The 9,079-nt window shown below is 64.7% G+C and carries 12 protein-coding genes and 1 pseudogene; 1 reads left to right on the top strand and 12 read right to left on the bottom strand.

Features of this window, described 5'->3' with window-relative positions:
- From EN932_RS20870 to phnG, 9 genes are all read right to left on the bottom strand, one after another.
- A partial coding sequence (locus tag EN932_RS20870; protein WP_128369033.1) for a DapH/DapD/GlmU-related protein occupies positions 1 to 449 on the bottom strand: 449 nt, incomplete at its 3' end.
- A complete protein-coding gene (gene phnL, locus EN932_RS20875; RefSeq protein ID WP_064995543.1) occupies positions 446 to 1,153 on the bottom strand; it encodes a phosphonate C-P lyase system protein PhnL in 708 nt (235 codons plus the stop codon). The genes phnL and EN932_RS20870, both read right to left, overlap by 4 nt.
- 208 nt (positions 1,154 to 1,361) lie before the next feature.
- Positions 1,362 to 2,138: a phosphonate C-P lyase system protein PhnK gene (phnK, locus tag EN932_RS20885; RefSeq protein ID WP_063173111.1), complete on the bottom strand. Its 777-nt coding sequence runs from the start codon at positions 2,136 to 2,138 to the stop codon at positions 1,362 to 1,364.
- Complete coding sequence (locus EN932_RS20890; RefSeq protein ID WP_063170339.1) at positions 2,135 to 3,034, bottom strand: alpha-D-ribose 1-methylphosphonate 5-phosphate C-P-lyase PhnJ; 900 nt, start codon at positions 3,032 to 3,034, stop codon at positions 2,135 to 2,137. The genes phnK and EN932_RS20890 overlap by 4 nt, the downstream gene beginning before the upstream one ends.
- 5 nt (positions 3,035 to 3,039) lie before the next feature.
- Positions 3,040 to 3,315 carry a hypothetical protein gene (locus tag EN932_RS20895; protein WP_127368877.1) on the bottom strand — a complete coding sequence of 92 codons (276 nt, stop codon included), beginning with the start codon at positions 3,313 to 3,315 and terminating at the stop codon, positions 3,040 to 3,042.
- Positions 3,312 to 3,731 (bottom strand): FosX/FosE/FosI family fosfomycin resistance hydrolase, encoded by a 420-nt coding sequence (gene fosX / locus EN932_RS20900; RefSeq protein ID WP_127368878.1) that lies wholly within the window; start codon positions 3,729 to 3,731, stop codon positions 3,312 to 3,314. The genes EN932_RS20895 and fosX overlap by 4 nt, the downstream gene beginning before the upstream one ends.
- On the bottom strand, positions 3,728 to 4,840 hold the full coding sequence (locus tag EN932_RS20905) for a carbon-phosphorus lyase complex subunit PhnI (protein WP_127368879.1): 1,113 nt from the start codon (positions 4,838 to 4,840) through the stop codon (positions 3,728 to 3,730). Before EN932_RS20905 ends, fosX begins: the two co-directional genes overlap by 4 nt.
- 1 nt (position 4,841) lies before the next feature.
- Positions 4,842 to 5,453, bottom strand: a complete 612-nt coding sequence (gene phnH / locus EN932_RS20910) for a phosphonate C-P lyase system protein PhnH (RefSeq protein WP_127368880.1) — start codon at positions 5,451 to 5,453, stop codon at positions 4,842 to 4,844.
- Complete coding sequence (gene phnG, locus EN932_RS20915) at positions 5,453 to 5,914, bottom strand: phosphonate C-P lyase system protein PhnG (RefSeq protein ID WP_063170338.1); 462 nt, start codon at positions 5,912 to 5,914, stop codon at positions 5,453 to 5,455. Before phnG ends, phnH begins: the two co-directional genes overlap by 1 nt.
- Before the next feature lie 132 nt (positions 5,915 to 6,046).
- Between phnG and phnF the strand changes: the two genes are divergently transcribed.
- Positions 6,047 to 6,796, top strand: a complete 750-nt coding sequence (gene phnF, locus EN932_RS20920; RefSeq protein WP_164754006.1) for a phosphonate metabolism transcriptional regulator PhnF — start codon at positions 6,047 to 6,049, stop codon at positions 6,794 to 6,796.
- A 77-nt stretch (positions 6,797 to 6,873) separates the two neighbouring features.
- On the opposite strand, the gene EN932_RS20925 is transcribed toward phnF, so the two are convergent.
- From EN932_RS20925 to EN932_RS38980, 3 genes and pseudogenes are all read right to left on the bottom strand, one after another.
- Positions 6,874 to 7,893, bottom strand: coding sequence for a zinc-binding alcohol dehydrogenase family protein (locus EN932_RS20925; protein ID WP_127368882.1), 1,020 nt, complete (start codon positions 7,891 to 7,893; stop codon positions 6,874 to 6,876).
- A gap of 66 nt (positions 7,894 to 7,959) precedes the next feature.
- Positions 7,960 to 8,925 (bottom strand): ABC transporter permease, encoded by a 966-nt coding sequence (locus EN932_RS20930; RefSeq protein ID WP_013529527.1) that lies wholly within the window; start codon positions 8,923 to 8,925, stop codon positions 7,960 to 7,962.
- Positions 8,922 to 9,079, bottom strand: a pseudogene (locus tag EN932_RS38980) (sugar ABC transporter ATP-binding protein); the annotation flags it as partial. The gene EN932_RS20930 and the pseudogene EN932_RS38980, both read right to left, overlap by 4 nt.

The raw sequence follows: 9,079 nt of genomic DNA on the forward strand, positions 1-9,079 counted from the left end.
ATCCTATAGGGCGCTACATCTTTCGAGACGACAGCGCCGGCGCCGACCGCGGCGCCATCGCCGATGGTGACGCCGGGCAGGATGGTCGAGCCGTGACCGAGCCAGGTGTCGTGGCCGATGGTGACCCGCTTGGCGCGGCGCTGGGCGAAGAATTCGCTCTCGTGCTCGGCATCGTCCCAGTAATCGGAGGCGCGATAGGTGAAATGGTGCAGCGTCGGCCGCCAGGTCGGGTGGTTGGTGGCGTTGATGCGCACGCTGGCCGCGATGTTGGCGAACTTGCCGATCGTCGCGCACCAGACGGCGCAGTCCTGCATCATGTAGGAATAGTCGCCGAGTTCGCTTTCCGAGACCCGGCTGCGGTCGGCGATCTCGGTCCAACGGCCGAGCGTCGAGTTCTGCACCTCCGCCGTCGGATGGATCAACGGCGTCTCGGATAATTTCCTGGTCATGCGGCGATTTTTCCGGGCGCGAAAGCGGTGACGTCGATGATGCGGTCGGCAACCGCCTCGCGCACGTCGTGGTCGTGGAAGATGCCGAGCAGGGCGACATCAGCCGCCTTCTTGGCGGCGATGAGTTCGATCACGACATCGCGGTTCCTGGCATCGAGCGAGGCTGTCGGCTCGTCGAGCAGCAGGATCGGATGCTCGGTGATGAAGCCGCGCGCGATGTTAACGCGCTGCTGCTCGCCGCCGGAGAAGGTCGCAGGCGGCAAGGCCCAGAGTTTCTCCGGCAGGTTGAGCTGCGCCAGCAAGGCGCGCGCCTTGCCGCGGGCAATCTCGCGATCCTCGCCGCGCTCGACCAGCGGTTCGGCGACGACGTCGAGCGCCGAGACGCGCGGCACGGTGCGCAGGAACTGGCTGACATAGCCGATCGTTTGCCGGCGTATGGCCAGCACGGTGCGCGGGCTGGCGGTGGCGAGGTCGATCAGCCCATCACCATGCGTGACGATGATCTGGCCTTCGTCGACGGCGTAGTTGCCGTAGAGCATCTTCAGGATCGAGCTCTTGCCGGCACCGGAAGGACCGCCGAGCACGGTGCATTCGCCAGCCCTGATCGAGAACGAGACACCGGCGACAACAGGCAGTTTGATGCCGTCGCGCAGGTGCATGGTGAAACTCTTGGCGACATCGGAGACAACGAGGGGGGTTGCCATCAGAAGGGCCTCCAATTGTCGTTCGTTTGCGGGCCAACGCCCGCCTCTGCCTTGCCAGGCATCTCCCCCTCAAGGGGGGAGATCGGCAGCTTTCTCGTTGCGCTTGTTCTGCAACATTGGAGAGTGGCGAAACCGAGGACGATAGCCAATCTCCCCCCTTGAGGGGGAGATGGCCGGCAGGCCAGAGGGGGGTGCCTTGGCGCCATCGTCAAACCTGCAAAATCGAGGAAACAAGCAATTGCGTGTAGGGCGCGCGGGGATCGTCGAGCACGCGGTCGGTGAGGCCGCTTTCGACGACGCGGCCGTCCTTCATCACCATCATGCGCTGCGACAAGAGCCGCGCCACGGCAAGGTCGTGGGTGACGACGATGGCCGCCAGACCGAGATCGGTGACCAGACCACGCAGCAGGTCGAGCAGGCGGGCTTGCACCGAGACATCGAGGCCGCCTGTTGGCTCATCCATGAACACCAGCCGCGGCCCGGTGACGAGGTTGCGGGCAATCTGCAGGCGCTGGCGCATGCCGCCGGAAAAGGCCCGGGGCTCGTCGTCGATGCGGTCCTCGTCGATCTCGACACGCGACAGCCAGTCGACGGCGGTGGCGCGGATCCTGCCGTAGTGACGGTCGCCGACCGCCATCAGCCGCTCACCGACATTGGCGCCCGCCGACACCGTCATGCGCAGACCGTCGGCGGGGTTCTGATGGACAAATCCCCAGTCGGTGCGCATCAGGAAGCGGCGCTCGGCCTCGCTCATGCGGTAGAGCTCGCGGAACTGGCCGTCGCGCATGCGGTAGCTGGCGGAGCCGGAGCTCGGCAGCAGCCGCGTTGACAGGCAGTTGAGCAGCGTCGTCTTGCCGGAGCCGGATTCGCCGACGACAGCCAGGACTTCGCCCGGCCACAGGTCGAAGGAGACGTTGTCGCAGCCGACGCGCGAACCGTAGAATTTAGAAAGTGCTGCGACACGCAGCAGCGGTTCGTCGGTCATTGCGCCGGCTCCCTTGTTCCCGAGGCAAGATGGTTTTCCGGGGCAAGATGGCCGCGATAGCCGTCCGCTCGCCGCTTCTCGCAATGGTCCGTGTCGGAGCAGACGAACATGTGGCCGCCATGGTCGTCGAGGATGACTTCGTCGAGATAGACGTTCTCGGCCGCGCACAGCGCGCAGGGCTGGTCGAAGGTCTGGACCTCGAACGGATGATCCTCGAAGTCGAGGCTGACCACTTCGGTGAAAGGCGGCACCGCGTAGATGCGCTTTTCGCGGCCGGCGCCAAACAGCTGCAGGGCCGGCGAGCGGTGCATCTTGGGATTGTCGAATTTCGGCGTCGGCGAGGGGTCCATCACATAGCGGCCCTCGACCTTGACCGGATAGGCATAGGTGGTGGCGATGCGGCCGTGCTTGGCGATGTCCTCGTAGAGCTTGACGTGCATGAGGCCATATTCCTCCAGCGCGTGCATTTTGCGCGTTTCGGTCTCGCGCGGCTCGAGGAAGCGCAGGGGTTCGGGGATCGGCACCTGGTAGACCAGCACCTGGGCCGCCGTCAGCGGATGCTCGGGAATGCGGTGACGGGTCTGGATGATGGTGGCGCTGGCAGTGTCGGTCGTCACCGCGACATTGGCGACTTTCTTGAAGAAGGCGCGGATCGACACCGCATTGGTGGTGTCGTCGGCGCCCTGGTCGATGACCTTCAGCACATCGTCCGGGCCGATGATCGAAGCGGTGACCTGGACACCGCCGGTGCCCCAGCCGTAGGGCATCGGCATTTCGCGCGAAGCGAACGGCACCTGGTAGCCGGGAATGGCGATGCCCTTGAGGATCGCCCGGCGGATCATCCTTTTGGTCTGCTCGTCGAGATAGGCGAAGTTGTAGGTGGCGATGTCGGTCATGGCGATCACATCCACATTGTGCTATCGAATTGGCGTCCAGGACGCGGATACAGGGGCGAATTCAGATAAACTCGACCGGATGGATGCATCTCGGAATTCTGTTGGTGGTGTTCGCCGGCGTCGTTCTCTTCTTCCTTCGGCGCATGATTTTGCCCGGCCCCAAAGAAGGCTCTCAAGGTGAGTCCGTGGGCGTCGGGAATGGTGATTACTCCGGGTATGACGGCTATGGCGGTCATTCCCACGATGGTGGCGGCCATGGTGGCGTCGGGCACTAAATTCATTCCGCAGCCTCCAATCCCCTGGCATAGCGCGCCAGCCGCTCATTGAGCGTGCCGGTGTGCAGTTCGAACATGTGGTTGTCTTCGTCGTAGAAATAGATCGAGCGGCCTTCACCCTCGACGCGCGGGCGCGGCGGGCGCATGTCGAGGCCGAGCCTGCCGATGCGCTCGGCATAGCGGTCGAAATCGGCGTCATCGATCTTGAAGGCGATGTGGTTGTAGCTGCGCTCCGGCAAGGGTTCGCCCTCCATGATGGCGACCCAGATGTCACCGATCAGGAAGAATTTTTCGCGCGACAGCGAGAACTGCCTGGCGTCGCTGGCATAGACTTCGCGCGCGTCGAATACGCCCTCGAGGATTTCGGTCATCCGCTCGAGATCGCGGACGATGAAGGTCATGTGGGAAAGGCCCTCGATCATTCCGCGGCCTCCCGCTTCTCTTCGACCTTCACGGGGTTTTCGCGCGCGTCATATTCGGTGCGCATGCGGCGTACGAGATCGAGTTCTGCCTGGAAGTCGACATAGTGCGGCAGCTTCAGATGCTCGACGAAGCCGGTCGCCTGGACATTGTCGGAGTGCGAGATGACGAACTCCTCGTCCTGGGCCGCGGCGACGACATCCTCGCCGAGCTCTTTCGCGCGCAGCGCCCGGTCGCAGAGTGCCACGGCCATCGCCTTGCGTTCGCTCTGGCCGAAGACCAGGCCGTAGCCGCGGGTGAATTGCGGCGGCGCCTTGGCCGAGCCTTTGAACTGGTTGACCATCTGGCATTCGGTGACGCGGACAGTGCCGAGCGGCACCGCGAAGGGCAGTTCGGGCACGTCGAGCTCCAACTCGACTTCGCCGATGCGGATCTCGCCGACGAAGGGGTGGTTGCGGGCATAGCCGCGCTGGGTGGAATAGCCGAGCGCCAGCAGGAACCCTTCATCGCCGCGTGACAGCGCCTGCAGGCGGATGTCGCGCGCCATCGGGAATTCGAGCGGCTCGCGGGTGATGTCGCCGGGGACATGGTCCTGCGGCATGTCGCCATCCGGTTCGATCAAGCCTTCGCGGGCGAGGATCGCCGAGACGCGCGGCATGGCTTGCGCTTCCGTGTCGCGCAGCAAGGGCTCGGCGACATCGGCGCCGGCGGCAAGCTCGGGATCGAGCAGCCGGTGGGTGTAGTCGAAGGTCGGTCCGAGCAACTGGCCGCCGGGCAGGTCCTTGTAGGTCGCCGAGACGCGCCGCTCGACCAGCATGTTGGCGGTGTCGATGGGCCTGGAGTAGCCGAAGCGCGGCAGCGTGGTGCGGTAGGCGCGCACCAGGAAGATCGCCTCGATCATGTCGCCGCGCGCCTGGACGATGGCGAGCGCGGCCAGTTCACGATCATAGAGCGAGCCTTCGCTCATCACCCGGTCGACGCCGAGCGCCAGCTGCTCGACGATCTGGTCGAGACGAAGGGCGGGCACCGAACGGTCGCCACGCCGGCGGTCGGCCAGCAGGCTGTGGGCGTTGGCGATTGCCGCTTCGCCACCTTTTACCGCGACATACATCTTACGCCTCCATCGTCTTGATGCGCGTCGTGCGCGGTAGGCAGGCGATGCCGCCTGATGTGGCGAGGATGATGTCGACGCCGCGCGGAAAGCGCTTGATATTCTGCTTCCACTGCTCGACGAAATGGCGTGGCATCTGCGCCGGCGCGATCGTGGCGCTGGTTTCGATGCCGGGACCTTCGAGCAATAGCGGCGTGCCGGAGACCAGATCGCTGACCTGCAGGATCAGCGTGGTCGAGCGGTCGGGATAATCCTGCGTGCCCTGCGAAAAGCCATCGAGCGCCATCATCTCGGCAGGTGCTGCGATCAAGGCGAAATGCGCATCGGCCGGTGTGTTGGCCAATGGCGCGCCGGTATGGAACCCAAGCCACGATCTGATCGCGGTGGAGGCCTGCAAAGCCGGGTCGAGCCAGAGCGGCGTGTCATTGTCGCACAGCGCCAGTGCGATGGCGCCGGCGGTAGCCGAGAGCGGCACCGGCGGGCGGGCGAAGGCCGGCAGCGGTTGCACGCTGCCCGGCCGAGCCATTGCGTCCATCACGGCGCGGAACACGGTCTGGGCGTTGAAGACCGGATCGGCGAACCCGCCCTCGATCGATTGCGCTGCAATGTCCATCAGTCTTCTCCGCGAACCATGGTGAAGAAATCGACCTTCGTTGCCGCCGTCTCGGCGCGGCGTTTTTCGTGCGCCAAGGTCAGAGCCGACCGCAGAGGCGCTATCAGTCCGGTCTCGACCTCATTGCGGCGGGCAGGGTCCTGCCATAGGGCGTCGGCGATAGCCGCCAGCTTCGCCTTCTGCTTGTCGCGGCCAAGCGCATAGCAATGGCCGACCTGTCCGGTGGGTAGCCTGACCGTGGCGCGGGTGACGGTCGCCTCGCCGACATTGAAAGGGGCGCCGCCGCCGCCGATGCGGCCGCGCAGGGTGACAAGGCCGGTTTCGGGGCCGCGCAACAGCTCGGCGTCCGAAGGCAGTCCGGCCTCATTCCAGAGCCGTACGATGTCATCGCCGCTGGATTGCGTAAGGGTTGCCATGGCGGCTTTGCGCTCGGCCTGGTCGCGGGCTTCCTGTCCTCGCATCAGCAGCATTCCTCTTTGTTAATTTGTCTATTGATGTAGACAACTATACAAATTATATCTATTATCTAACGCGTGTCCATGACGGGTGGATGACAGCGATAGAAGACTGGGCGCTGGAAGGTTGGGGCAATGATGGTCGGGCGGCTGTTAGCGGACAGCATCGAGCGGCGCAGTGGCGTTTCGCTGTGGCGGCAGATCGCCGACAAGATCCTGCATGCGATCGCCATCGGCGATTTCACGGAGAATGCAGCGCTGCCGCCGGAGGTGGCGCTGGCAGAACGCTATGGCGTCAACCGTCACACGGTGCGCAACGCCATATCAGCCCTTGTAAGGGAAGGCGTGCTGCGGGCCGAGCAGGGGCGCGGCACCTTCGTACTGTCGCGCAAGCGGCTGTCCTATCCGATCGGGGCGCGCACACGTTTTTCGACAGGGCTGCAAGGGCAAACGACGGAACGGCACATCGTCCTGCTCGCCTCGTCGGTCGAGCCGGCCAGCCAGCGCGTCGGCGAGGGACTGGGTCTTCCCAAGGGAGCCGATGTGATCCGGTTGGAAACGCGCGGCGAAGCCGACGGACGGCCGGTGTCGCGCGCTGCCGGCTGGTTCGAGGCCCGGCGCTTTGCCGGCATCGATGCCGCGATGGCGGAAACAGGCTCGATCACCGCATCGCTGGCGCGGTTCGGCATAGACGACTATCTCAGGCAATCGACCGTGCTGTCGGCGCGCCATGCCGATGCGGCGGACCTTGCCGACCTCGACCTGCAGCCGGGCGCCATCGTGCTGGTCACGGTTGCCGTCAACGTCACGCCGGACGGCCAGCCGATCCAGTTTTCCGAGTCGCGCTTTCCGGCCGAACGGGTGGAGCTGAAGCTGTCGGCGCTGTAGGGAGTGCCCGGCCCAGCTCGGCCGCATTCACTTGCCAGCGGCGGCGCATTTGAGGACCGGCTTCGCCGCCTGCCATGTTATAACCCCACCTCGATCACAGCCTTGATCAGGCCGGATTTCTCATGCGCCCAACGAGCCAGATCGCGCGGCGTGGCGGCGAGTGTGGTGCGGTGTGTGACGAGCTTGGCCAGTGGTACGGCCCCGTTGCGGATCGAGGCGGCGACATGGTCGAAGTCGGCGCGCAGCGCGTTGCGGCTGCCGATCAGCGTCATCTCGCGCTTGTGGAATTCCGGATCGGAAAAGCTGATGTCGTCCTTGACGACGGAGACCAGCACCAGCGTTCCGCCATGCGCGACATGGGCGAAGGCCGACTGCACCGACTGGGTGTTGCCGGTGGCGTCGAAGACCACATCGAAGCCTTCGCCTGATGTCGCTTCCCTGATCAGATCGGGCACCGCGCCGCGCGAGCCGTCTAGGGTCTGGAAACCAAGCTCGTTTCCAGCGAAGGCGAGCCTTTCACTGCTCATGTCGAGCAGCGTCACGTCGAGCCCGGCGATGCGGGCGAAGATGGCGGTGCCGAGCCCGATCGGGCCGGCGCCGATGACCAGCGTGTGGGCGCCGGGGTCGGCGCGGGCGCGCCGCACGGCATGCGCGCCGATGGCCAGGAACTCGACGGCAGCGGCGTCGGCCAGCGAAAGGCCGTTGGCCGGATAGAGATTTTGCGCCGGCACCAGGATGCGTTCGCACATGGCGCCGTCGCGATGCACGCCAAGCACCTCGATCCTGACACAGCAATTGGGCTTGCCGTGCCGGCAGGCGATGCACTTGCCGCAGGAAAGATAGGGGTTGACGACGACGGGCTCACCAATGGCCAGTTCGACGCCTTCGCCGGTCTCCATCACGGTACCCGAGACCTCATGACCCATGATGCGGGGATAGGCGAGGAACGGGTGCTTGCCCTCGAAAATGTGGTAGTCGGTGCCGCAGATGCCGACATGGCTGACCGCCACCAGCGCCCAGCCGGGAGGCGGTGTCTCGGGTGCGGGCCGGTCTTCAAGGACAAGATCGCCGGGCGAACGGCAGAGGACGGCTTTCATGCGCTAATCCAGTCATGAAATCGCCGGCCCGTTGGTGTGGCGGACCGGCGGTTGATTGCGGGGTCGCTACTTGCCGCGGCGGCGCAGGCCGTCGAAGTAGACGATGATGATGATCAGCGCGCCGGTGATGATGCGCTGCCAGAACGAATTGACGTTGAGCAGGTTGGCGCCGTTGTTGATGGTGGCCAGGATGAAGGCGCCGAGCAGCGGCCCATGCACCGAGCCGACAGCGCCGAACAGCGAGGTGCCGCCGATGACCGACGACGCGATCGCCTGCAGTTCCCAGCCCTCGGCCTGCGTCGGGTTGCCGATGCCGATGCGGGCGGCCAGCAGCACGCCGACGAAGGCGGCGCACAGGCCCGACAGCGTGTAGGCCATGTAGATGGTGCGCTGGACATTGACGCCGGACAGGCGCGAGGCCTCGGCGTTGGAGCCGACCGAAAACAGGTATCTGCCCCAGCGGCTGTGGTGCAGGAAGATATAGGCCGGAATGCCGACCAGGATCACCATCCAGAACAGGTTGGGGATGCCGATGAAGGAATTGCGCGAGAAGGCGGTGAAGGTGTCGCTGTTGATGTTGATCGAATTGCCGTTGGTCATCAAAAGGCCGATGCCGCGCAGCGAGGTCAACGTCGCCAGCGTGATGATGAAGGGCGGCAGGCCCATCTTGACGATACCGAAGCCGTGGAACATGCCGATGGCGACACCGACCAGCAGCGTCACCAGAATGGCGAGCCAGATGGGGAAGCCGGCATTGATCATCATGGCCACGACCACGGTGGCGAAGCCGACCACGGCGCCGACCGACAGATCGATGCCGCCGGTGATGATGACGAAGGTCTGGCCGACCGCCATGATGGCGATCATCGAGCCCTGGCGCAGGAGATTGGCTATGTTGTTGGCCGAGGCAAAGCTTGTCGTCGTCACGGAGAGGAGGATCCAGAGCAGAACCAGCAGCGCCAATAGCGTCAGCCCGAACAGGACATTATAGTTGCGCTTCGGTTTTTCGACGGCGATCGCCTCGGTGCTCATATCTGTCCTCCCAGCTTTTCTTGTTTCTCGGCGAGCGCCTGAGTGAGAATATCCTCGTGGCTGGCGGCGTGAAAACCGTGCGTCGCCACCAGTTTGCCGCGCCGGAACACATGCAGCGTATCGGCGAGTTCATAGACTTCCGGCAGATAGGACG

It is taken from the genome of Mesorhizobium sp. M7A.F.Ca.US.002.01.1.1 (assembly GCF_004022955.1).
Classification (GTDB): Bacteria; Pseudomonadota; Alphaproteobacteria; order Rhizobiales; family Rhizobiaceae; genus Mesorhizobium; species Mesorhizobium ciceri.

Excerpts from the sequence above, each read along its gene's own strand:
- phnF (WP_164754006.1), top strand. The coding sequence starts at position 6,047 with ATGGTCGGGCGGCTGTTAGCGGACAGCATCGAGCGGCGCAGTGGCGTT.
- phnK (WP_063173111.1), bottom strand. The coding sequence starts at position 2,138 with ATGACCGACGAACCGCTGCTGCGTGTCGCAGCACTTTCTAAATTCTAC.
- EN932_RS20895 (WP_127368877.1), bottom strand. The coding sequence starts at position 3,315 with ATGAATTTAGTGCCCGACGCCACCATGGCCGCCACCATCGTGGGAATG.
- EN932_RS20905 (WP_127368879.1), bottom strand. The coding sequence starts at position 4,840 with ATGTATGTCGCGGTAAAAGGTGGCGAAGCGGCAATCGCCAACGCCCAC.
- EN932_RS20925 (WP_127368882.1), bottom strand. The coding sequence starts at position 7,893 with ATGAAAGCCGTCCTCTGCCGTTCGCCCGGCGATCTTGTCCTTGAAGAC.
- phnL (WP_064995543.1), bottom strand. The coding sequence starts at position 1,153 with ATGGCAACCCCCCTCGTTGTCTCCGATGTCGCCAAGAGTTTCACCATG.
- fosX (WP_127368878.1), bottom strand. The coding sequence starts at position 3,731 with ATGATCGAGGGCCTTTCCCACATGACCTTCATCGTCCGCGATCTCGAG.
- phnH (WP_127368880.1), bottom strand. The coding sequence starts at position 5,453 with ATGGACATTGCAGCGCAATCGATCGAGGGCGGGTTCGCCGATCCGGTC.
- EN932_RS20930 (WP_013529527.1), bottom strand. The coding sequence starts at position 8,925 with ATGAGCACCGAGGCGATCGCCGTCGAAAAACCGAAGCGCAACTATAAT.
- phnG (WP_063170338.1), bottom strand. The coding sequence starts at position 5,914 with ATGCGAGGACAGGAAGCCCGCGACCAGGCCGAGCGCAAAGCCGCCATG.
- EN932_RS20890 (WP_063170339.1), bottom strand. The coding sequence starts at position 3,034 with ATGACCGACATCGCCACCTACAACTTCGCCTATCTCGACGAGCAGACC.